Annotated in this window: 23 protein-coding genes and 1 riboswitch; of the genes, 11 read left to right on the plus strand and 12 right to left on the minus strand. The window is 39.2% G+C overall.

What is annotated here, in order from left to right; translation table 11 throughout:
- Nucleotides 1-9: 9 nt before the first annotated feature.
- The 4 genes from xylA (at nt 10) to M3166_RS17860 (ending at nt 4962) form a co-directional block, all read left to right on the plus strand.
- Nucleotides 10-1332, plus strand: coding sequence for a xylose isomerase (xylA, locus tag M3166_RS17845; protein WP_251691454.1), 1323 nt, complete (start codon nt 10-12; stop codon nt 1330-1332).
- An 88-nt stretch (nt 1333-1420) separates the two neighbouring features.
- A complete protein-coding gene (gene xylB, locus M3166_RS17850) occupies nt 1421-2917 on the plus strand; it encodes a xylulokinase (RefSeq protein ID WP_251691456.1) in 1497 nt (498 codons plus the stop codon).
- Between the two features lie 13 nt (nt 2918-2930).
- Nucleotides 2931-3941 (plus strand): Gfo/Idh/MocA family protein, encoded by a 1011-nt coding sequence (locus M3166_RS17855; RefSeq protein ID WP_251691458.1) that lies wholly within the window; start codon nt 2931-2933, stop codon nt 3939-3941.
- On the plus strand, nt 3934-4962 hold the full coding sequence (locus M3166_RS17860) for an aldose epimerase family protein (protein WP_251691460.1): 1029 nt from the start codon (nt 3934-3936) through the stop codon (nt 4960-4962). The genes M3166_RS17855 and M3166_RS17860 overlap by 8 nt, the downstream gene beginning before the upstream one ends.
- A 60-nt stretch (nt 4963-5022) precedes the next feature.
- On the opposite strand, the gene M3166_RS17865 is transcribed toward M3166_RS17860, so the two are convergent.
- From M3166_RS17865 to crcB (M3166_RS17890), 6 genes are all read right to left on the minus strand, one after another.
- Nucleotides 5023-6216 (minus strand): MFS transporter, encoded by a 1194-nt coding sequence (locus M3166_RS17865; RefSeq protein ID WP_251691462.1) that lies wholly within the window; start codon nt 6214-6216, stop codon nt 5023-5025.
- 52 nt (nt 6217-6268) lie between these two features.
- Nucleotides 6269-6368, minus strand: a riboswitch (purine riboswitch).
- Between the two features lie 115 nt (nt 6369-6483).
- Complete coding sequence (locus M3166_RS17870) at nt 6484-7326, minus strand: aldo/keto reductase (RefSeq protein ID WP_251691464.1); 843 nt, start codon at nt 7324-7326, stop codon at nt 6484-6486.
- Between the two features lie 168 nt (nt 7327-7494).
- A complete protein-coding gene (locus M3166_RS17875) occupies nt 7495-7950 on the minus strand; it encodes a general stress protein (protein WP_251691466.1) in 456 nt (151 codons plus the stop codon).
- A gap of 156 nt (nt 7951-8106) precedes the next feature.
- Nucleotides 8107-8556: a general stress protein gene (locus M3166_RS17880; protein WP_251691468.1), complete on the minus strand. Its 450-nt coding sequence runs from the start codon at nt 8554-8556 to the stop codon at nt 8107-8109.
- Between the two features lie 109 nt (nt 8557-8665).
- Nucleotides 8666-9028, minus strand: coding sequence for a fluoride efflux transporter CrcB (gene crcB, locus M3166_RS17885; protein WP_251691470.1), 363 nt, complete (start codon nt 9026-9028; stop codon nt 8666-8668).
- Entirely contained in the window at nt 9025-9411 is a 387-nt protein-coding gene (gene crcB, locus M3166_RS17890; RefSeq protein WP_251691494.1) for a fluoride efflux transporter CrcB, read from the minus strand. The genes crcB (M3166_RS17885) and crcB (M3166_RS17890) overlap by 4 nt, the downstream gene beginning before the upstream one ends.
- 280 nt (nt 9412-9691) lie before the next feature.
- On the opposite strand from crcB (M3166_RS17890), the gene M3166_RS17895 reads away from it, so the two are divergent.
- The 3 genes from M3166_RS17895 to M3166_RS17905 all read left to right on the plus strand — a co-directional run bounded on the left by M3166_RS17895 (nt 9692) and on the right by M3166_RS17905 (nt 13405).
- The gene (locus M3166_RS17895) at nt 9692-10315 is read left to right on the plus strand and encodes a LysE/ArgO family amino acid transporter (protein WP_251691472.1); all 624 of its coding nucleotides are present in this window, start codon (nt 9692-9694) and stop codon (nt 10313-10315) included.
- Between the two features lie 510 nt (nt 10316-10825).
- Nucleotides 10826-12241: a purine-cytosine permease family protein gene (locus tag M3166_RS17900; RefSeq protein WP_079523275.1), complete on the plus strand. Its 1416-nt coding sequence runs from the start codon at nt 10826-10828 to the stop codon at nt 12239-12241.
- A gap of 222 nt (nt 12242-12463) precedes the next feature.
- Nucleotides 12464-13405, plus strand: coding sequence for a sensor domain-containing diguanylate cyclase (locus M3166_RS17905; RefSeq protein ID WP_251691474.1), 942 nt, complete (start codon nt 12464-12466; stop codon nt 13403-13405).
- Nucleotides 13406-13504: 99 nt separating this feature from the next.
- On the opposite strand, the gene M3166_RS17910 is transcribed toward M3166_RS17905, so the two are convergent.
- The gene (locus tag M3166_RS17910; RefSeq protein ID WP_251691476.1) at nt 13505-14116 is read right to left on the minus strand and encodes a TetR/AcrR family transcriptional regulator; all 612 of its coding nucleotides are present in this window, start codon (nt 14114-14116) and stop codon (nt 13505-13507) included.
- A gap of 200 nt (nt 14117-14316) precedes the next feature.
- Between M3166_RS17910 and M3166_RS17915 the strand changes: the two genes are divergently transcribed.
- Nucleotides 14317-15054 (plus strand): SDR family NAD(P)-dependent oxidoreductase, encoded by a 738-nt coding sequence (locus M3166_RS17915; protein ID WP_251691478.1) that lies wholly within the window; start codon nt 14317-14319, stop codon nt 15052-15054.
- A gap of 318 nt (nt 15055-15372) precedes the next feature.
- The gene (dacB, locus tag M3166_RS17920; RefSeq protein ID WP_251691480.1) at nt 15373-16767 is read left to right on the plus strand and encodes a D-alanyl-D-alanine carboxypeptidase/D-alanyl-D-alanine endopeptidase; all 1395 of its coding nucleotides are present in this window, start codon (nt 15373-15375) and stop codon (nt 16765-16767) included.
- 62 nt (nt 16768-16829) lie between these two features.
- Here the strand turns inward: dacB and M3166_RS17925 are convergent, their stop codons facing one another.
- Nucleotides 16830-17414, minus strand: a complete 585-nt coding sequence (locus M3166_RS17925) for a helix-turn-helix domain-containing protein (RefSeq protein WP_251691482.1) — start codon at nt 17412-17414, stop codon at nt 16830-16832.
- 191 nt (nt 17415-17605) lie between these two features.
- Between M3166_RS17925 and M3166_RS17930 the strand changes: the two genes are divergently transcribed.
- Nucleotides 17606-18112 carry a GNAT family N-acetyltransferase gene (locus tag M3166_RS17930; protein ID WP_251691484.1) on the plus strand — a complete coding sequence of 169 codons (507 nt, stop codon included), beginning with the start codon at nt 17606-17608 and terminating at the stop codon, nt 18110-18112.
- A gap of 211 nt (nt 18113-18323) precedes the next feature.
- On the opposite strand, the gene M3166_RS17935 is transcribed toward M3166_RS17930, so the two are convergent.
- The 3 genes from M3166_RS17935 to M3166_RS17945 are packed head-to-tail and all read right to left on the minus strand — an operon-like array spanning nt 18324 to nt 20832.
- The gene (locus M3166_RS17935) at nt 18324-19118 is read right to left on the minus strand and encodes an ABC transporter permease (protein WP_251691486.1); all 795 of its coding nucleotides are present in this window, start codon (nt 19116-19118) and stop codon (nt 18324-18326) included.
- A complete protein-coding gene (locus M3166_RS17940; RefSeq protein ID WP_251691488.1) occupies nt 19108-19854 on the minus strand; it encodes an ABC transporter ATP-binding protein in 747 nt (248 codons plus the stop codon). The genes M3166_RS17935 and M3166_RS17940 overlap by 11 nt, the downstream gene beginning before the upstream one ends.
- On the minus strand, nt 19855-20832 hold the full coding sequence (locus M3166_RS17945; protein ID WP_251691490.1) for an ABC transporter substrate-binding protein: 978 nt from the start codon (nt 20830-20832) through the stop codon (nt 19855-19857).
- Between the two features lie 139 nt (nt 20833-20971).
- On the opposite strand from M3166_RS17945, the gene M3166_RS17950 reads away from it, so the two are divergent.
- A complete protein-coding gene (locus tag M3166_RS17950; RefSeq protein WP_079523288.1) occupies nt 20972-21586 on the plus strand; it encodes an NUDIX hydrolase in 615 nt (204 codons plus the stop codon).
- Nucleotides 21587-22004: 418 nt separating this feature from the next.
- Here M3166_RS17950 and M3166_RS17955 read toward each other — a convergent pair whose 3' ends face one another.
- Nucleotides 22005-23492 (minus strand): carboxypeptidase M32, encoded by a 1488-nt coding sequence (locus M3166_RS17955; protein WP_251691492.1) that lies wholly within the window; start codon nt 23490-23492, stop codon nt 22005-22007.
- Nucleotides 23493-23830 lie beyond the last annotated feature (338 nt).

The following is a 23830-nucleotide window of genomic DNA, read 5'->3' on the forward strand; positions in this document are numbered from 1 at the left end:
GAATATTATATGTCATATTTCAGCAATATCTCAGCAATCAAGTATGAAGGACCAAAATCAACAAGTGATTTAGCATTTAAATACTACAATCCAGAGGAAGTTGTTGGCGGGAAAACGATGGAGGAAACTTTACGTTTTGGAGTAGCCTATTGGCATACATTTACGTATGATGGCGGAGATCCGTTTGGTGCAGGAAATATGGAGCGGTCATGGGACAAATTTTCCGGCATGGACCTAGCAAAGGCACGTTTAGAAGCTTCATTTGAATTTTATGAAAAGTTAAATGTGCCATTTTTCTGCTTCCATGATGTAGACGTTGCACCGGAAGGCCAGTCATTGGCGGAAACGAATAAAAACCTGGATGAAATTATAGACATGATGGAAAAATACATGGCTACATCAAAAACTAAGCTCCTATGGAATACAGCCAATATGTTTTCAAACCCACGCTTTGTTCACGGTGCTGCGACTTCACCTAATGCAGATGTTTTTGCCTATTCGGCTGCGAAAGTGAAAAAGGGCTTGGAAGTAGCAAAGCGTTTAGGTGCTGAAAATTATGTCTTCTGGGGTGGTCGTGAAGGCTATGAAACACTGCTTAATACAAATATGAAGTTAGAGCAAGATAATCTTGGTATGTTCTTGAACATGGCGGTAGATTATGCAAAAGAAATTGGTTATGAAGGTCAATTCTTGATTGAACCAAAGCCAAAAGAGCCGACAAAACACCAATATGACTTCGATGTAGCAACAGGGATTGGTTTCTTGCGTACGTACGGATTAGAAAACAAGTTCAAATTCAATATAGAAGCAAACCATGCAACATTAGCCGGGCATACATTTGAGCATGAGTTACATACAGCACGTATTAACGGGATGCTGGGCTCAGTGGATGCCAACCAGGGCGATACATTACTTGGATGGGATACGGATGAATTCCCTACAGACCTTTACACAAACACGTTAGCAATGTATGAAATTTTGAAAAATGGCGGCCTCGGAAAGGGCGGTTTGAACTTTGATGCAAAAGTACGCCGTGGATCATTTGAGCAGGATGATTTGTTTTATGCACATATAGCGGGAATGGACTCATTTGCTGTCGGACTGAAGGTTGCCCACAAGCTATTGGAAGATGGTGTGTTGGAAAACTTCGTAGATAATCGTTATAGCAGTTATAACGAAGGCATCGGCAAACAAATTGTTGATGGGACTGTCGGCTTCAAGCAGTTGGAAGAATATGCTTTAGGGCTTGGGGACGTTAAAAACAGCTCTGGTCGCACAGAAAAATTGAAAATGATTATAAATCAGTACATTTTAAATGTTATAGCTGAATAATTGTGGTCAAGAAGCTTTTTGAGGCTAGAGCAAAAGATTTATACTTTTGGTCTAGCCTTTTATGCAGTATACGGGTGGAGGCAGAAATATGAAGTATGTAATCGGGATTGACCTAGGAACAAGCGCAGTAAAAGCACTGTTAATGAATGAGCAAGGAACTATTGTCGATGAAGCATCAAGGAGCTATCCGCTTGTTCATGAAAAGCCAAGTTACTCAGAGCAAAATCCAAATGATTGGGTGACTGGAACTAAAGCGGCAATTCAGGAAATTGTTAAACGATTTACAGGAGATGTTTCTACTATTGTAGGGATTAGTTATTCTGGTCAAATGCATGGATTGGTGCTACTTGATGAAAATAATGATATTCTTCGACCTGCAATCTTATGGAATGATACGCGGACAACAGAGCAGTGTAAGCAAATTGTTGAACAAGTTGGGCAGGAGGACCTGCTGAGAATTACTAAAAATAATGCTCTTGAAGGCTTTACGTTACCAAAGATTCTATGGGTAAAGGAATATGAACCGGAAATTTTCAAAGCGATAAAAACTTTTCTATTACCTAAGGATTATGTGCGTTTTGTGATGACTGGAAATTTGCATATGGATTATTCCGATGCGGCAGGCACATTATTACTGGATATAGAAAAGAGCGAATGGAGTCAGGAAATAGCTGCAGTGCTGGGAATTAATTTAGCAATATGTCCACCGCTTGTGTCATCGGCAACAGAAGTGGGGCAATTGACAGAGGAATTTGCTAAAAGCACAGGATTAACGACCGCAACTAAGATTTATGCTGGTGGTGCGGATAATGCTTGTGGGGCAATTGGTTCTGGTGTTGCAGGTGATGGTAAAACAATGGTCAGTATTGGTACATCGGGAGTTCTATTATCATATGAGGAATCCAATACAAAGGATTTTGAAGGAAAGGTACACTATTTTAACCATGTTGTAGAGGATGCTTACTACACAATGGGGGTTACGTTGTCGGCTGGGCACTCCCTTAGCTGGTTTAAAGAGAGATTTGCGGAAGGGCAGTCTTATGATGAATTGTTTGCGGGGATTAATACAATTACTCCGGGAAGTAACGGGTTATTATTTACACCGTATATTGTAGGTGAACGCACACCTTATGCAGATTCTACGATTCGTGGAAGCTATATTGGCATAGATGCATCACATACAAAGCAACATTTTGCGCGGGCTGTGATGGAGGGAATCGTTTTTTCACTGCGTGATTCGTTAGAGATTTTCCGTAACTCGGGCAAAGATATTACCGAAATGGTTTCTATCGGCGGTGGCGCAAAAAGTCCAGTCTGGCTACAAATGCAGGCCGATATTTTTAATGTAACGGTGTATAAACTAAAAAATGAGCAAGGGCCAAGTATCGGTGCGTGTATGATTGCAGCGGTAGGAGCGAATATATACACAGATTTTGAAGAAGCTGTTCAGGCTTGTGTTCAAGTAGAAGGGAAATTTGAACCGAATCGTGAGAATGTTGAAATATACAATCAGCTATATGCGGTATATCAACAGATTTACACTCAGACAAAAGCGTTAAATGAACAATTAAAACTATTTCGCTAGGGAGGAATTCATAATGAACAAAGTAAAATGGGGTATTTTAAGTACAGCCAATATTGCGCAAACGCAACTGATTCCGGCTATAAAACGTGCTGAAAATGCGGAAGTCATTGCAATTGCCAGCCGTGGTCCAAAGGTACATGCGATCGCTGAAAAACTAGGAATCAAAAGAGCTTACGAGAGTTATGATGAATTATTAAATGATCATGAGGTAGAAGTAATTTATATTCCACTCCCAAATGATTTACATAAAGAGTGGGTCATTAAAGCAGCAAAGGCAGGAAAGCACATTTTGTGTGAAAAACCTGCTGCATTAAATGAAGCTGATTTAGAAGAAATGATTACAGTTTGTAATGAAGAGAATGTACAGTTTATGGAAGCGTTCATGTACCAATTTCATCCACAGCATATGCGAGTAAAAGAAATTATTGATTCTGGAGAAATTGGTGAAGTAAAACTTTTTAAATCAAGTCACTCATTTTATTTAACAGATCGTAAAGGTGACATTCGCATGAACGCAGAAAAAGGTGGGGGTGCTATCTGGGATGTTGGTTGTTATTCGGTTCATGCAATGCAACTCATTTTGGGAAATGACGTTAAGTCACTTTCATTTAAAAGGATTGCAGATTCAAAAACTACTGTCGATATTTCTGCGTTTGGAATAGTCGAGCTAGAAAATGGAATCCACGGCATGATCGATTGTAGTTTTGATATGACAGAACGAAATGAATATGAAATAGTGGGGACGAAGGGAACGGTAAAAGTTAAAAATGCATTTAGACCAGACCGTTTAAGTGGGAATGGACAAATTACTATCAATACTTTAACAACAGAACGTATCGAACAAACCGGAGGAGATATATACAAGCAAGAGGTTGAATACTTCTCCGATGCTGTACGTACTAATGGAGACCTGACAGTACAGCATAATTATTCACGCAAAAACGTGGGGATTTTGCACGCGATTCAGCAATCGGTAGACACAAATCAACAAATCGTATTAGCTGATTACGTTTGCAATGATTGAAGTTAAATCTTTTGGTCAAATAAACAAGCATCCCGTTTATGAAGTTATTTTAACGAATACGAATGGGATGTGTGTAAGCAGTTGTACATTAGGGTGTACGATTACGGCAATCGCTACCCCTGATGCTAATGGAATAATTGAGAATGTTGTTTGTTCATTTGATACGGCAGAAAAATATAAACAATATCCGCAGTTTTTTGGTGCGGCGATTGGACCTTTTGCAGGCCGTCTTGAAGATGCTATTTTAGAAATCAATGGAGTTTCTTTTCAAGCGAGGGCAAATGAAGGGCACCATTTACTGCACGGTGGAAATGACGGCTTTCACAATCAGCTATGGCAATTTGAAACAGGTGTTTCCTCGCATGGACAATATGTAAGATACTTTCTCAATTTTGAATCCGTTGATTTTCCTGGAAAGTTAAATATGTCTATTACCTATACATTAACAGCCAGTAACGAGCTAATTACTTCGTATGAAGGTATAAGCGATACTGATACGATTTTAAATTGTACAAATCATAGTTACTTTAATCTAAGCGGAAATTTAAAGCGTACGATTGAAGGGCATACATTGAAATTTTCCAGTAGAGGAATGCTTTATATTGATGAGCAGGGGTTACCGCTGGGCAATATAGAAAATGTAATTGGTACAATATTTGACTTTAATGAAAAGAAATATTTGAAGGAAGTCATGGAGAGTAACTTTCCGCAAGTTAAGTTGGCGAGCGGAGGTATAGACCATCCGTTTTTATTAGAGAAAAGTGAAATTGTATTATCGGAGGAAGAAAGTGGCCGCAAACTTACAATCATAACGGATGAACAAGCTTTAGTTGTATATACTGGCAGTAAAATCGGCAGTGGCTACTCATTTAAGGAAGCACCCGCACAAAATTATTTAGGTATTTGTTTAGAGGTACAAAATGCTCCAAATAGCATGAAATATAAACACTTACCAAATTCTATTATAAAAAAAGGAATTCCTTATCATCACGAAACAATCTACAGATTTACAAATCTATAAGAAATATAACCGAGAATAGAAGAAGCCCCATTCGATTATAAAACGAATGGGGCTTTTAACTTATATATTTGAATGATGGGCAGCCGAAGTAGAAATTTTTTCTTCTCTACCATTTGTTTTTCTCGTTAAAGAAAAGACTGCACATGCTAACGCAACTAGTACAAGTGCGCCACCATACCAAGCTGCATGTGAAATCGTGTCTGTTTGAGTGATTACGATTCCGCCAAACGCTGATCCCATCGAAATTCCGATCTGTAAAGCCGAATTATTAAAGCTTTGCTGAATATCTGATGTGGCAGGATCTGTCTGAATCAAGTAGCTTTGCTGTGGTGGTGATAAACTCCAGCTTAGCGCTCCCCAAATCATCATAATCGGTATGAAGATGATAAGAGAGAAGGTCGTGAATGGCAGTATGAATAACACGACTGCAAATGAAACAATAACGAAAATAATACTCTTAGGTGCACCGATTTTATCCGAAAGCGTTCCGCCAAATGCGCCGCCGCTTACTGCAGCAATCCCGAATAATAAATAGCAAAGACTGATCCAGCTGGAATTCAGACTTAGTTCTGTTTCCAAAAATGGTGTGAAGTACGCGTACATCGTATAGTGTCCAGCCAGCATAAACATTGTTGCAAGATGGGCACTGCCGATTTTGGAACTGGCAACTGCCTTTAATTGTTGCGAAAGTGGAATGGTCATTTCCCCAGGAACCTTCTCTAAAAAGAGTGAAATGAGAATAAATGAGCCTACTGATAAAATCGCGATGCCTAGGAAAATTACACGCCATCCGAAATAATCGGAAATTAAAATGCCAAGCGGTACACCTAATACGAGCGAAGAACTAATTCCCATATAAATGAAACCAAGTGCCTTCGCACGATGCGCCGGTGAAACAACTTTTGCAGCGAGGATTAATGAAAGCACGGTGATCAGTGAAGTACTCATTGCACTTAAAATACGGGCAACCATCATAAATGTGAATGTCACACTGAAATACATCATGATATTACTGATGAAGAAAATAAACAACGAAATAAGATATAACTTTTTTCGTTCAACTTTGCTCGTTAAAACTAATAACACAGGACCGGCGATTGCATAAATAAGGGCAAATACGGTAATCAGCTGTCCGGCAGTGCTTATTGAAATATTCATATCAGTTGCAATGATTGGGAGAATCCCTCCAATAATCAGTTCGACCAACCCGACAGCAACCGTTGATAATGCGAGTATTAATACTTTGAAATTCATATTTTGTCTAACTTCCTTTCTTTGGAAAATAAAAAAATCCTGATTACAAAAAATGAAAAAGATCATTTTCTGTAATCAGGATTTTATGGTTCCTGGTAGAGACCCTCAAGCCATATTCTTGAGGTTATACAGTTACTATTAACTTGGATAAATGAGCACTTTGATAGTTTACTCGTTTTCGAAAAAAATTTCAAGTATGTGTTTTTAAGTGAAAAAAGCTGTCTTCGTAATAAGAGACGAGGACAGCTTGCTGAATGAAGCGTTTAATTAAAAGCTGAAGTGATCAGGATCCGGTCCGATACGTAAATCCTGGTTAAGGCCATTAATCTGTTCCATATCTTCAGAAGTCAGTTCAAAATCAAAAATATCGGCATTTTCTACAATGCGATGTTCTTTCGTTGATTTTGGAATCGTTACAACACCGTTTTGCAGATCCCATCTTAAAATGACTTGAGAAACAGTTTTATTATATTTGGCAGCCAATTCGTTTAATAGAGGGTTGTCCAATAATTTTGCCTGCATTAACGGAGACCATGCCTCGAACTGAATGTCGTTGTTTTCACAGAAAGCTTTTACTTCCGATTGAGCTAAGCGAGGGTGGTATTCCACCTGGTTGATCATCGGTTTAATTTCCGCATCTTTCATCAAATCTTCTAAATGATGAACCTGGAAGTTACATACGCCGATCGCTTTCACTTTTCCTTCTTTATAAAGTGTTTCCATCGCACGCCATGCATCTTTATATTTATCTACAACTGCCCAGTGAATAAGGTATAAGTCCAAGTATTCAAGACCTAATTTCTTTAAGCTTGTTTCGTAGGCAGCAAGTGTTTCCTCATAGCCTAAATCTGTATTCCACACTTTAGAAGTGATGAATAATTCTTCTCTTGAAATGCCGGTTTCTTTTAGTGCTTCACGGATTGCTTCGCCGACGCCCTCTTCATTTTGATAAACGGCAGCTGTATCGATACTGCGGTAACCGTGTTTAATCGCAAATTTGATAGCGTTTAACAGGTCAGGTCCTTCCTCAACTAAATATGTACCGATTCCTAGCCAAGGCATTTTAACACCGTTATTTAATGTTGTTGTATCTTGCAAATTTTTGAGCATCGTAAAACCTCCATCTGTAAAATAACACTTAATAGTGCAACTTCAATAATATACCATGAAATTCAGCTCCAACCTACTGATTGGGCAAGAGGGAAAATGAATCATAAAAGGCTGTTAAAAAAAGCAGGAAAGCCATCCCGATACATAGGATGGCCAAATTTCTTTTATTTATAAAATGGTGCCTGAACCGCGTTTATCTTCTGCCACCATGATTAAAATCTTGCCGGCTTCAAATTGTTCGTTGTAGCGCTCTGCCTCGTCTTCCGGAATACCCATCCCGACTAAAGCACCGACGATTCCGCCGACCATTACACCGGTAGCTAATCCGGTTAACCCAGCAGCGATTGGTCCGGCAGCAACAACAGGTCCGATACCTGGAATCGCAAGTGCACCAAGTCCGACGATAACACCGCCGAGTCCGCCTAATGTTCCGCCGGCAGCAACACCTGTAATTGCGCCTTCCATGGCATTTGCGCCTGTTTCATTGGAGATTGCATCTACATCCGATACGTTTTTACTGATGATTGAAATATCCTGTGCACTGTATCCTTGTTGCTTTAATTCTTCAACGGCTTTAATTGCTTCTGCTTCTGTATCATAATATCCTACGACATGTTTTGCCATTTCTCTCATCCTCTCAAATCTCTTTTCACATATTAAAATTTACCCTGGAGGAATATTTGTAAACATGAGGAAACAGGGAAGGGAGAAACCTGCCTCCTGTAGGAACAAAAAAAGAAAGCCATCCTGATGAATTCAGAATGACTTTCTACAGTTTTATTATAAAAGTGTTGTACGTGAGTTTTCGTCTACCATAATTAAAATTTTACCAGATTCAAATTGTTCGTTGTAACGATTTGCTTCATCTTCTGGAATCCCCATTCCGATAAGAGCACCCGTCAAGCCACCGACACCAGCACCAGCTGCCGCGCCTGTAATACCGGCAACAATTGGACCTGCTCCGACAATAGGACCGATCCCTGGAATCACCAATGCGCCAAGACCTGCAAGTACGCCGCCAATTCCGCCTAATGCACCGCCCGCAGCTGCGCCTGTAGCTGCACCTTCTGCAACGTTTGCACCTGTTTCATCGGAAATTGTATCAACATCCGATTGGCTTTTACTGATAACTGAAATATCTTCAGTACGGTAACCTTGTCGTTTTAAATCCTCGATTGCATCAATTGCCTCTGCTTCTGTATCATAATAACCCACAATATGTTTTACCATTTCTATCATCCTCCTTATCTGAATGTTGCACAATGTAAATTTACCCGTGTCATTTGATTGTAAACATAGCACGTTAAGACCGATGCTGATTAGAGAGGAGACGAAAACATTAGGATAAATATAATTTTGCTACCCAAAAGCCGGCAAAAGCAAAGGATAGGCCGACCATATATGTGAGTAAAGAATAGAGTACAAATTGCTTCCATTGTTTTGCATGGACAAGTGTCAGACTTTCCAATTTGAAAGTAGAGAATGTAGTAAAAGCTCCTAAAAATCCGATACTCAAAATAAGGTTTGCATTTGTATGAAGATGCATATTAACCAAAAATCCCAATGCAAACGAGCCGAGCATATTTACCGTAAAAGTGCCAAGGTGAACAAATCGGTTTGTATGATTGAGCCGCTTAGAAATAAAAGCGCGTAAAATGGCTCCGAAAAATCCGCCAACTGCCACTAACAAGAAATTCGTCATACTGGTTCTTCCCTTTCCGAAAGGCTTTTTCCAATCTTCATGCCAAACGCAACAAAAATTAATCCGAAGATGGCACTAATGAAAATATAAAGGATGGCGGAAAGATAAAAGTGATGCAGCAGCAGCTGGATAACTTCGACACTGAACGTGGAAAAAGTCGTAAATGAGCCGATTAAACCGGTTTTGAATGCTGATAAATAATCAGGGTTTGCTGAAATTTTTAGTTCAAGACCGGAAGAGAGCAACCCTAAAAGAAAGCAGCCTGCCAAATTCACTGCTACCGTCGCAAAAGGGAAGGCAGCTGTCTCGTTTGTTAACAAAAGCAGGGAGACACTATATCGTAGTACCGCCCCAATTGCACCCCCGATTCCTATTAAAATCATTTGCAAATTCAGTAACCTCCCTTAAATAAAACAGACTCCCGCCAGTTCACTAAACTGACAGGAGTCATTCGTCTATAGGCGGTTTAGGGCGAACTTTATCGCCTATCATGTTCTATTTACTACATTAATTTATCAATTAATGGTAAGTCAAGATACTCGTAAAAAACGCTAGGCACTTCCGTAAACGGATATCACGGAGTATGCCTCAATCTCTTTAATAAGGGGAGACAAATCGTTCCTTCATCGTTATTCTTAAATAATGGAAATAGGAGGAATAAGCGTGCAACCATTAATTCATGGAATCCTACTGGCATTTGGCTTAATTTTGCCATTAGGTGTTCAAAACGTATTTATTTTTAATCAAGGTGCCACACACCGGAAATTTACGAAAGCATTGCCTGCAATAGTAACAGTAGGAATCTGTGATACGATTTTAATTTATTTGGCGGTAGCGGGAGTATCGGTGATTGTTTTTAGTTTTGAATGGTTGAAAATAACACTGTTTTTAGCGGGATTCTTTTTCTTGGCGTATATGGGATGGGTGATATGGAAAGACAACCCTACGATAAATGCAAAGCGGGACCAAAAGGGATTTTCAGCTCGACGCCAAATAACATTTGCTGCATCCGTGTCGCTACTTAATCCTCATGCTATTTTGGATACAATCGGGGTAATCGGAACAAGTTCATTAGCTTACACAGGTTATGACAAATGGATGTTTACAGTAGCCTGCATAGTCGTATCATGGGTTTGGTTTCTGTCACTTGCCATTGTCGGGAGAAAGATTGGACAAATTGACAGTAACGGAAAATTCTTAAATTATCTTAATAAAATATCGGCGGTAATTATTTGGATAATGGCGCTGTATATGGGCTATCAGTTTTATGCATTGCTGGGTGAATAGGAAAGACGACGGAACCATTAGCAGGCTAACAATAACGAATAATATTATGTTGGGAAAATTATACTCTTACCGGGATGCTATAAATGCATCTATAAACTTAGAAACCAATAACTCCAAACAGTCATTTTGCGGTAAGTGTAAAAGAATAGGTAGAATAAACAGATGGTCATATTGGCTATAATAAGTACTCGTAAAACAAGGGAATTTTATGTTTTTCGAGCTTTTTTATTATCTGGGAAAGGGTGGATTTATTGCGGGACTAAAGAACGACTTAGACTGAGAAAGCAAATAATTGCGTTAAATTATGTTAAAATATTTAATGGAGCTATTTAACTTACGCTCACGACTGTCTGCGCGGTAAAAAAATCATTTCTTTTTTTGTTTCTGAATTGAAGGGATCAATTGCAGATGATTTACCGTAACCGCCCTTTCCCTTAAAAAGATCCATCCACCTCTAATTAAAGTTCCTTTGAAACAAAAGAAGTATAAGTACAGAAAGGATTTGATTGAATGAGATCTGAGATTACTGCAGATCAAAATTTAAGAGAACGAAACTTATATCAAGAAGAAGCAACTAGTGACTATACTTTTGACCGAGTTCCGCGTGAAGAGCGCAAAATGGGCTGGTTAAGTATCACAAATATAACGTTTGGCATCGCAACTGCCATCTTCTATTTCCAGATGGGGAGCGTCATGGCACTACAATTCGGAGCGGTCAATGCGCTCATCTCAGCTGGTTATGCCATCATTGTCGCTGGTATTCTTGGAAGCATCATAGTTTATTTATCGGCAAAGTCCGGCATGAACGTCAACTTATTATCCCGCGGAGGATTCGGTTATATCGGAGCCTCATTAACCTCATTAATTTACGCATCAAACTTTATTATGTATTGTGCATTTGAAGGTATGATTCTAGTCGCTGCAGTTCATGCATTCTTCCCGGCGATTCCGATCTGGCTTTTAATTGTATTCTTTGGTTCCTTAGTAATTCCGTTAAACTGGTTTGGCATTAAACAATTGGACAAACTTCAAAAGTGGTCATTGCCTATTTTTGGGTTCTTCCTCATTACGGCCATTGTCATAGCTTTCAACACCCCATCACTTAACTCCGGAAATTTCTGGACCTATATGCCTGAGGGTGTTCAAATAGGTGGTACGGCATTGCTGTTATGTATCGGAATGCAACATGGTATCATGGGACTTACGGCTTTAATTGCCTCGGATTATGCACGATTCCTGAAACCGAAAGATTTGAAAGTCGGTTCAATTGCAATCGGATTTATTCCGCAAATCTTCTGTTTTGGTGTAATGGGTGGCCTTGGCATTTGGTTCGGTGTAAAATTCGCCGAAGCTAATCCCGGCGTTTATATCGTGACATTATTAGGGCTCGGTGGTGTCGTATTCACGGTACTAACACAGGTTCGAATTAATATAACGAATATTTACAGCAGCTCACTTTCCCTCTCGAACTTTTTTGAAAACATGTTTGGTTTTACACCAGGACGCCGTTTTTGGGTAGTAGTAGGCGGTGTCATTGCGATGATCTTGATGCTTGGTGGTATTGTCGATCATCTTCAAATTGCGATGACATTCCAAGGTGTAGCACTGATGAGCTGGGCAGCAGTTCTCGTAACGGAAGCACTCGTGCTCAAAAAATGGCTGAAAATCGGCACACGCTATTACGAATCCAGACAGGAAAACCTGTTTAAATGGAATCCGGTTGGTGTCATTGCTTTAATTGTGCCAACTATAATCGGTACAATTGCAGCGCTCGGATATATGGGCACTTTCCTGCAAAATACTGCCGCCTTTTTCGCAGCGCTTATGGCAGCAATTCTGACTGTCATTTTAGGGTTGGCGACAAAAGGGCGATACTATAGCAAGAAAGAAGCAAATGATATTCCGAAAGAGGATTGGATTGGTTAAAAAAATTTGAGCCGTACTTACCGTTTTAATGGGAGTACGGTTTTTATTATTTAAGTTGTTAGGGAGTTGTGTTTAACGGTGAAATATAGTGATTTTACTCTTCAGAAAAATACCAAAAAGTACTTGTTATTAGGGAATTTAATATATACAATCAAATTATAATTATAGTAAAATAATACTATTGGGGCTATTGGAGAGTTAAATTGAAAGCGGGTCATTTTTATGAGTATTGTTGTAGGAGGTATATTAATTTGCCTCATCGTATTATGTATACGTCTGCACAATGAAAAGGCGAAGTTGCAACAAAAAATAAATTTATTTAAACCAATGATTGAAACGACTGAAGGCATCCGGGATATGTTATATTACTGTGAAGTTTACCCGAAACTAAAATATCTTTATTTAAGCCCAAGTATAGACAGTAATTTAGGGCCAAATTCGCTGGAAAAACATTTAAATAATCCGGATATAATTTTTGATATTGTTCACCCTGATGACCACGATATTTTAAGGAAGAAACAATTGGGAACACTTAATTTCGATAAACCGATAACAGTAAGGTTTAAAAACCATTTAGGAGAATACATTTGGTTTGAAGAATATGCTACACCTGTTTACAAAGATGGGAAAGTGATTGCAGTGCAAGGCGTGTACAGAAACGTACATAGTCAATATATTTTGCAGGAGCAGCTGGAATACAAATCGACTCATGATGGATTAACAGGTTTGTACAATAGAGAGTATTTCCAATTGAAAAAGAAAGAATTTAATGAAATTGCAATCCCTATATCTGTAATTGTCGCAGACTTAGATGACTTGAAAGAAATTAATGACGAATATGGCCATCAAATGGGAGACCGGTTAATTATTGCAGCAGCCGATTGCTTAAAAAAATTTGCAGACGAAGAAATGATTGTTGCAAGAGTTGGCGGAGATGAATTCATAGTTTTGATGCCGCATAAAGATAACTTTGAAGTTGAACAATATATAGAAAATGTATGCTCTAAAATGTGGGAATTTTCTAACACCTTACCATTCTCGCCTATCCACATTTCAATTGGATATGAATATTCACCTTCTTCATATGGCGTAATGAGACAACTGCTTAATAAAGCCGATCAGAAAATGTATAAAAATAAAAAGATGAAAAAGATGTTGATCTGAAACAGATAAACTTTATGGCTTACATATAATATATTTTTAAACTAACCTTGTGACGGGGTTAGTTTTTCTTTTTGCCCCAGACACATGGTTATAATAGTTTTATTTGTTTTGTTTCCCCACAAACTTCAGTGAATAAATATGTGTTTGAGATAAAGCAATGACTTCTTCGATAAAATCTTCTTTGGATTCTTTGAAATTGCTGTTAATCCAATTTTGTATAAGCCCGTAAAATCCATAAGCCGTATATCTTTTAAAGTAATCCATGTTTACTGGGATATTATTGAGTGTTTGAAATATGAACTGTTCCCCGTAAATTTTTAATATTGTTTGAGGAAATCTTATATGGAAGCCTGCTAATGTATCGTCGTATTTAATGAGTTCAAAAAAATTCCGGTTATCATATATGTAAGAAATAATATTAAAAGATGGGGCACTTAATTTTGTCGTATATATTTTTTGACCAGGAGTGTACGGTTTTCCGGCCGATTCTTCTAATCCAGCAAGCATTGTTTCAAGCAATTCTTCTGCCAGTTGGATTTTATCCTGGTAATGCACATAAAACGTACTGCGATTGTATGATGCTTGATCGACAATATCTTTTACGGTAATGGCATGGTAACCCTTCTTTTTAATAAGCTCAATTAAAGCTAATTTAAAATGTTCTTTTGTTCGATTTTTTCGCTTGGATGTATCAATTTGGTTATTTTCCATCGTTACTCCTCCATCTGAAAAAGACAAAATATTAGTAAGTGTCTACTAATTATACATTTTACAATATTTTAATGATTGTTGAACTTATAGAAGTTGTTAAAATTAAATTGTAGAACAATGACACTTATTTCTGTTATTTTGTTTAATTTAACTTAAATATGTGCATTTTTAATGAAGCGATATACTAGGAGGAATAAAAGATGGGTAAATTACAAGGTAAAGTAGCAGTCATCACAGGTGGGGCATCAGGTATTGGTGCAGCTACAGCAAAATTATTTGTCTCTGAAGGTGCTAAAGTAGTACTAGTTGATTTAAATGAAGAAAAAGGTAAAGCTTTCGAAGCGGAATTGAAAGCGCTTAACGCGGACGCATTATTTGTTAAAGCAAATATTACAAGTGAAGAAGAAGTAACAAATATATTCAAACAAACAATTGAAGCATTTGGGAAAGTGGATGTCGTATTTAACAATGCCGGCATCGGCCGTGTTTTCCCTTCACATGAATTGGAATATGCTGAATGGCGCAACACAGTTAATGTAGACTTGGATGGTGTATTCTTGGTAGCACGTGAAGCTATCCGTGAAATGCTGAAATCTGGCGGAGGGTCAATCATCAATACCGCTTCTATGTACGGCTGGGTTGGTTCACCAGGATCGGCAGCATACAATGCAGCAAAAGGTGGGGTTATTAACTTAACACGCTCACTTGCACTTGAATATGCAGAGCAAAATATTCGTGTGAACTCACTATGCCCAGGCTTCATTGACACACCGATTATTCCGGAAGAAAGCAAACAGGCATTAGCTTCAATGACACCGATGAAACGCCTTGGACAAGCTGAAGAAATGGCAAAAGCAGTATTATTTATGGCAAGTGACGATTCTTCATTCATGACCGGCAACAGCTTAACGGTTGATGGTGGATATACAGCTCAATAATTTCTGATTCAAAGCGCACTTTCATTTTGGAAGTGCGTTTTTTGTGTGCTGTTTTTATTAGAACAGTTGAGCGTGATATTAGAAAAAGTGTTGTCGATATTAGCAAATTCTAAAGTGATATTAGAACAAAGAGGACTCTTATTAGAACAATGGAAGGATTTATTAGAACATCGGCGTTTTATTAGAACAAATAAAAATATATTAGAACAATTTCATTTATATTAGAAAGTCTCGTCCGCTTCAATTCCTGCTAACCGTAACTAAATATTTCTGTTAGAATAAATTTACAGTAAATTCTAACAATTTAGGGGGCTTAGTATGGAGGAGATTCAAGAGAAGAACTTAAATGGCGATGCAATTACGAAATTGGACGAAATAGTGGAAACAATTTTAGGGGGAGATAAGGCCACTTTTACGCTGCGTGACCGGACATCTGGGGAGATTCTTTATACATACCGAGGGAATCGTTTAATGCGTCCTGCGTCCAATATGAAAATCCTGACGGGGGCGGCTGCAATCGCGGAGCTTGGAGTGGACTACCGGTTTAAGACAGAAATTTATATCGACGGAAATGTTGAAGACCACACGTTAAACGGGAATATATTCGTGAAAGGCTACGGTGACCCGACAATAAATGAAGCGACACTTAAGCATTTTGCAGAAGTTTTAAGGGAAAAAGGCATCCATCAGGTGAAGGGTAAGCTAATCGGGGATGATACATATTTCTCGGGTGATACATTGCCACCGGGTGTTGATGATGAAGGGGAAACCCATTATTACGGGGCCCGTATCTCGCCCATTACGATGTCACCGAATGACGATTTTGATGCGAGCACAATTATTGTGGAAGCAACTGCAGGGAATGTCGGAGAAAAGCCGAGTTTTAACGTCATCCCGCATTTAAGTGGTATGCAACTTTCTAATGAAGCAAAATCAGTAGACAAAAGTGCTGAAAACACATTGGAAATCCGCCGCATTAATAATACAAGTCAAATTATGATTACAGGTGAAATACCGGAAGGAGAAACGGCGAAAGTTTGGGTGTCCCACCAGGACCCTACGAAAAACACGCTGCTGTTTTTCAAAGAACTATGCAAAGATGCAGGCATCCGTTTTGAACAGGAAGAAAGCATTGATAGCGGCATAACGCCAAACCATGCAAAACTAATACACACGCATAAGTCTCGCTCAATCGCGGAGATGTTTTCAATTTTTATGAAATTAAGCAATAACAGCATCGCCGATATTTTCCTGAAAACGATGGGGAAACAAAAGCATGGAGTAGGCGATTACGAGCATGGTCTAAAAGTAATGCGCGCTTATTTGGAAAAGCAGCAAATTGATTTTTTGACGTGGCAATTTGCTGATGGTTCGGGCTTATCACATCATAACCGTCTGCACTCAAATGGTATATCCGAGCTGTTGTATGTGCTGCAAAAAGAACCGTATTTCCGGAACTTTTACGAATCACTTCCAGTTGGAGGGAATATAAACAGACTAGTTGGCGGAACATTAAAAGACCGCTTTTTAGAGCCGGAACTGCAACAGCGAATATTCGCTAAAACAGGCTATATTCATGAAGTGAATACATTATCAGGCTATGTAACAGGAAAAACCGGGAGAGACTACATTTTCTCGATTATGCTTGAAGGAAGGGAAGAGGGGATTCCGTTTTTGGATGAAGGGTTGAAGGCGATTATTGAGGTAGTATAAAAAACTAAAACAGTCTCAATTATTAGCTGTTGTCTAATAGTTGGAGACTGTTTATTAAGGCATTAAATATACTGATAAAATAATCCGTCACGAGTGTCAAACCAAATTAGTTTCCCGTGTTTTTTACGAGGAATCGTTGCCTGCAAAGACCATTCAGGGAACTGCTTGTACAATTGAATCTGATCACCTGTTGCCAGTGCGATAAATGATACGTAATGGTCTTTCGTCATTGGGTGGTCTGCAGAAATGGACCATTGCATATCGATTTCTTCTACACTTAGTTTTTGTTCGTCCGTAGCTTTTACAGCAGTTAATGGCTCTAATTTCCGTCCGCAGCACGAAACTGTAAAATTTCCTGTTGCTAAACCGATATTCGAACAGCTTGGACATACATAATAGCTTGAATTTTTCATATTACCTCCTACGAAAGCGTTTTGATTTATTTCACCTGTCAGTAAATTTTCTATTGGAATATCGAAGAGGGCAGCGAGCTGAGGGAGAAGTGTAATGTCAGGACATCCGATCCCTCTTTCCCATTTTGAAATGGTGCGGTCTGATAAAAACAGTGCATCTGCTACTTGTTTTTGTGTCATCCCTTTTCCCTTACGCAATGTATAAATTAATTGGCCAATTTTTTCATTATCCATTCGTTTCCCTCCTACTGTATTTAGCATAAAAGGATTGAAGTCGATTCGCAACAAACGGAACGTAGAGTTGGAATATGATAAATGGTATTTTGATACGCTGCTTCCAAATTTAATTACAACCGGGAGGCTCCAAAAGGAATTTCTCCTTTTGGTATAGTAATGAGAGAAACAATATAAAGGGGCTTGAGCAAATGAAAATTAGAGAAATGAAGCAAGAGGAAATTCAGGCAGTGCGTGTATTGCGTGTAAAAGGATATGGGGAATACGAACAGCACGTTTCACCAGAACACTGGGGTGTATTAAAAACCAGTCTGCTTTCGGATAACGACATTAAAAATAATGCCCAGATTTTCGTGGCCGAAACCGATGGAGCTATTGTCGGCAGCATCGTATTATTTCCTGCATCCACTCAAGCCTATGACTGGACGGATGATGTGCAGGAATTTCCAGAGATTCGCATGCTTTCTGTAGATCCTGATATTAGGGGGAAAGGCATCGGTCGGGCGTTAGTTGTTCATTGCCTCGAATTAGCGAAAGCAACAGGTTCCGAACAGATCGGGCTCCATACAGCTTCATTCATGACAAAAGCATCTGCTCTTTATGAAAGTATGGGCTTCCAACATGTTCCAGAACGCGACTTGGAACCATTGAATGACGGAATCATTGTGAAAGGCTATCAGCTCAACCTTCTTAGCTAATTGATTCAGTGGTGCGAATGGATTTTCCAATTCGATCTACATCAATTAGTGCCTCGTATGGGTATGTTAACCGCCAAGGGAAAAAATATAAATTCCAAGTAGAGGTTTTCGTCACTCCCTCCATATAAAAGCACAAAAACATCCACTTTTCTCCCCCCAGAGGAAAATGGATGTTTTTCAATTTGCCCCGGCGACTTCTTCAACTCACTAATCACTGCTTTTCCAATACCTTTCGTTCAATCAGTTCAACGCCTTTATACATAATCGTTGCCAATACAATAATAATGAGAAGCGCCAAGAATACTAACGTAAAGTTAAACACTTGGAACCCGGAAATAATAAGATAACCAAGACCGCTTGATGATACTAAAAACTCTCCGACAATAACCCCAACCCATGACAAGCCGACATTCACCTTTAAAGTAGAGATAATCGTCGGGGTAGAGGCAGGAAGAATAACATGCCGGAATGTTTCATATTTGGATGCCCGGAAAAGCTGCATTACCTTAATATAGTTTTCGTTTACTTGCTGAAAAGCTGAAAAAATAACGATGGTCGAAATAATAACTGAAATGAGCACACCCATTACTAGAACTGCAAGCATATTCGGTCCGAAAACAACGAGAATCATCGGTCCGATCGCTACTTTAGGCATTGCATTTAATACGACAAGATAGGGGTCCATTACATTGGCAAATGTTTTGGAAGACCATAAGGAAATCGCAAGCAATGTCCCAAGAAGAGTCCCTAATATAAAGCCGACAACGGTTTCGAACAATGTAATCGCAATATGCGGGAATAAGGTGCCGTCCGTTATTTTTGTGATAAATAGGCTCCCAACCGCACGTGGACTACTGAAAATGAGCGGATCCAGTATGCGGAAATGTGTCGTAATCTCCCAAAATAGAAGAAGGCCGACAAGGAGCAGTAATTGGAAAGAGAAAATTTTGCGTTTTTCACGTCGCCGTTTCTCATTATATTGCTGTTGCAGCTGTTCAATATTCATCCGAATCAAGCTCCTTCCATATTTCCTGGAATAGTACTTGGAAAGCAGGGGCATTTCTTGCTTCGAATGGTGTCAGTTCACGAACTTCCTGTGGGATGATGAAGCTTTTCACGATAGTCCCCGGACGAGGGCTAAAGATAAATACTTTATCACTCATCGCGATGGCTTCGCTAATATCATGCGTTACTAAAATAGTAGTCGTTGAAAATTGTTTCAATGTATCCGATACAAAGTTTTCAAGTGATAGTTTGGATCGGAAATCGAGTGCAGAAAACGGTTCATCAAGCAAAAGTAATGTTGGTTTCACGGCGAGTGTACGGGCAAGCGCAATACGTTGGCGCATTCCCCCTGAAAGCTGCGGCGGATAAAGCTTTTTCGTATGGGCCAATTCGAATTGTTCGAGCAATTCATCAACAATCGAGTGATCTTCTTCTTTTTTTAGCAGTTTCAAACCGAGTGCGACATTGTCTTCGATTGTTTTCCATGGAAACAAAAAATCCTGCTGAAGCATATAGCCGATTTCAACATCCGATTCAGCAAAATCAATCGAACCGGTTGTTGGTTTCAATAAGCCGGCCAGTAAAGAGAGCAGTGTGGATTTCCCACAGCCGCTCGGACCTAAAAAGGAGACAAATTCTCCTGAATTAACTGTAAAATTTACATCTTCAAGAGCTGTTGCGACTTGCTGTTCTTTAAAGAAATGATGGGTAACATTTTTCACTTCCAAATAAGTCATTTACTTCACAACCGCATCTGCAAATGACCGGTTTACTAAATCTTTGTATGCTGGCTCAAATTCCAGCACGCCTGCTTCGGTCATTACATCAAGTAGATTTTGGAATTCCTCTTCATCGATAATCGGATCTTTTGCAAAAGACTCCTGATCACGGTAACGCGTCACAACCTGCTCAATAATTTCTTGGTCTGTATCTTCAAAGTAAGGAGCAATCGCTTTTGCCACGTCAGCACTCGATGCTTCGTACACCCACTTTTGTGCTTTATAAAGGGCCTTCGTAAAACTATCCATCATTTCTTTTTCAGAGAATGTACTTTCTTTCGCCATAAATACCGTATATGGAATGGCGCCAAGCTCTTCGCCGAATGAAGCGACGATTTTTCCGATGCCTTGCTGTTCAAAAATACTTGCAGTCGGTTCGAAAAGTTGTACATAATCACCCGTACCTGAAGCAAAGGCGTTCGCAATATTAGCAAAGTCGATATTTTGAATCAAAGTTAAATCGTTTTGTGGATCAATCCCTTGTTTTTTCAGCACAAATTCGCCGGCCATTTGCGGCATTCCACCAACACGCTGACCTAAAAATGTGCTGCCTTTTAAACCATCCCAGCTAAAGTCAACATTCTGATCACGCGCGACTAAAAATGTTCCGTCTGTTTGCGTAAGCTGTGCAAAGTTAATTACTTTATCGTTCGGATTTTGCCCTGATACATAAACCGACGTTTCAGCTCCAATTAAGGCAATATCAATGCCATCCGATAAAAGCGCGGTCATCGTTTTGTCTCCACCAGGGATAGTTGACAGTTGAATCGATAAACCTTCATCTTCAAAAAAGCCCTCTTCAATCGCTGCATAAAGAGGAGCGTAGAAAATAGAACGGGTTACTTCGCCTACTTTTACTTCCTGTAAATCCTTCTGTCCACAGCCGACCAACAACAATAAAAGCCCAACGAAAAGGGCGGTTCTAAGCCATTTCATTTGGTCATCCTTTTCTCTAATAGTGTTGTTGTATCGTATGCAGTAAAGGGGTGAGAGGTGTTACTTCCATATTTCCATTTCACCATGCAAGGCGGTCATGGTACGATAAAGATAACTATTTAGTAAGGTGGAGAATGTTATGGATTTAAATCATCTGAAAGGACAGCTTGCAAAACCGCAGCCTCTGTTTTTAGGGGAAGACACTGCTTTTCGGTCGGCCGTGCTCATCCCGCTTGTAAAAAAACAGGGTGAGTGGCATATTTTGTTTGAGGTGCGTGCGTTAACAATGCGCAAACAACCTGGCGATATTAGCTTTCCGGGCGGAAAAATTGATGAGACGGATGAATCGCCGCTCGCTGCAGCGCTTCGGGAAACACATGAAGAGCTCGGAATCGATCAACAGTCGATTGAACTAATAGGCAATCTCAGTCCATTTGTTATATCACCGGCTTTTGTTGTCTATCCGTTCATCGGAATCATCGAGCAGTCGGAACTGAACACATTTAATAAGGATGAAGTCGAAGAACTGTTTACAGTCCCGTTAAACTGGTTGCTGACGCATGAGCCGTATGTGCATTATGTTCCGGTTGAACCGAAACCTCCGATTGATTTTCCGTATGATAAAATTGCGAACGGCGAAAATTACGAGTGGCGTTCAAGTCGAATGGAAGAATGGTTTTATGAATATGGAAAGTACACAATTTGGGGTTTAACCGCACGATTGTTAAAGCACTTTATTGAAAAATTAAAATAAAAATTTAGGTGTCTTCCTATTACCGGGGAGACGCCTTTTCCTTTGATTGCCTTAGATCATTAATAGTTTTGATGAGGCGGGAAAATATATAAATCCTATGTTAAAATCAGTGTATTGTTCTAATATTGACACGTAGAAAATGAAGAATCGTATATAGCTTAAATAAAGCGGTACAAAGAACAGAGAATCATAACAAACATAGAATCAGGAGGCATTTATGAAAGGGAAAAAGATGTTATATATAGGAGTTGTAGTGGCGATTGTGATTGCTACAGCTTTAGATATTGCGTTTAAAGGATTAGGTTATCAACTGCTGCAAAAAATAATTTCATAAGTCCGTAGTCACCCGTCGCATATTAAAAGCGGCGGGTTTTAATAAAAAAAGCAAACCTTTTTAAGAAAAGGCTTGCTTGAAAATCTACAAATTATAAAGCTGCGTATATTTATTCAGTAAGTAGTCGGCCAAATACTTTGCGGAAAGCGGTTCTCCGGTACCTTCCAATATTAACTCATTCGGTTTCTTCAATGCACCGAATTGATGGACTTTATTCGTTAGCCAATCTTTAATAGGTGCTAATTCTCCCCGTTCGCAAAGCTCATCGAAGTTCGGAATGTCCTGATCCATTGCAAATTTCCATTGCGCAGCATACATGAAACCTAGCGCATAGCTTGGGAAGTAGCCAAAGCTGCCGTCACTCCAGTGCATATCCTGCAGTACACCTTCTGCATCATTTTGCGGACGTATCCCTAAATATTCTTCGTATTTTTCATTCCAAACGCGCGGCAAATCTTCCGCCTGTAAATCTCCATTGAAAATCTCTCGCTCAATTTCATAGCGGATCATTATATGAAGCGGGTAAGTAAGCTCGTCTGCCTCAATACGTATTAACGAAGGCTCTGAGAAATTGATTGCCTTTAAAAATGCTTCTGCCGGTACGTCCCCAAATTGTTCAGGAGAATGCTTTTGTAAAATAGCGTAATGATGTTTCCAGAAGCTTTCATTTCGTCCGATAATGTTTTCATAAAATAAAGATTGAGATTCATGAATTCCCATCGAAGCACCTGTAGATAATGGCAGGCCGTTTAATGAGGCATCAATATTTTGCTCGTATAAAGCATGTCCACATTCATGAATCGTACCAAAAACAGCGGAACGGAAATCATTTTCATCATACTTTGTTGTAATCCGGATATCTCCGCTGTTTAAACCGATCATGAATGGATGAACCGTCTCATCTAACCGACCTGCTTCAAAGTCGTAGCCAAGCTGCTTCAGCAATTCCAGTGAAGCTGCATGTTGTCCGCTTTTCGGGAAGCGTTTAAATAATAGGGAAGTGTCCGGTTTGTTTTTAGATTCACCGATTGCCTTTACTAAAGGAACGATTGTAGCCTTCAGCTCACCAAATAACTCGTCAAGCTTATCCGTCGTCATATTTGGTTCATATTTATCCAATAGTGTATTATAGGCAGAACCGTTTTTAATACCCCAGTACTGAACAAACCGTTTCTGATAATCGATTACTTCTTTTAAGTACGGTAAGAAAATCTGGAAATCTGATTTTTCCTTTGCCTTTTCCCATGCTGCTTCCGATTTCGCTTTTAAAATCGTGTAAGCTTTAAATTCCTCAGCCGGTATCTTTTTAGACTCGTCATATTCTTTCTTAACTTCTTCATAAAGACGCTGTGTCACAAAGTCCAAATTTTCATTTTGAAGCTCAGACAGTATTTTCCCCAGTTCGTCACTCGTTTGGAGAGCAAATAATTCTGCAGACAATGTTCCGATCACTTCCGCACGTTGCTCCAACCCTTTTCGGGGAGCCCCTGTACGCATATCCCAATAAATAACGGAAAGCGCCTCTGAATAGTTTTGCATTTTCTTCACATAATTAATAAAAGTTTGTTGCATAATAGGTTACTCACTCCTTTCACATTTATTATATAGTACTTGAAATCTGTTTTTTTGTATAAAATATAAAATAATTTTCAAAGGATATATAAATAAGTAGAAACTAATAACGAAAAAAATAGTGAAAAAAAGTTTTTAAAAACTGTTGACGGTTTATCAAAAGGAGTGTAATATTCTAATAGTCGTCAGCAACGAGCTGATAACAAACGAGAAAATGAACCTTGAAAACTGAACAAGCAACGTTAATGAAACAAGCTTCTTAAATGAAGCAAACAATAGATTTCAACTTCTAACGAAGTTGGATCGCTAGCAAAGCAAATGAGCTTTCAAACTACTTT

The organism is Solibacillus isronensis, from assembly GCF_023715405.1.
In the GTDB taxonomy this organism is placed as follows: domain Bacteria; phylum Bacillota; class Bacilli; order Bacillales_A; family Planococcaceae; genus Solibacillus; species Solibacillus isronensis_B.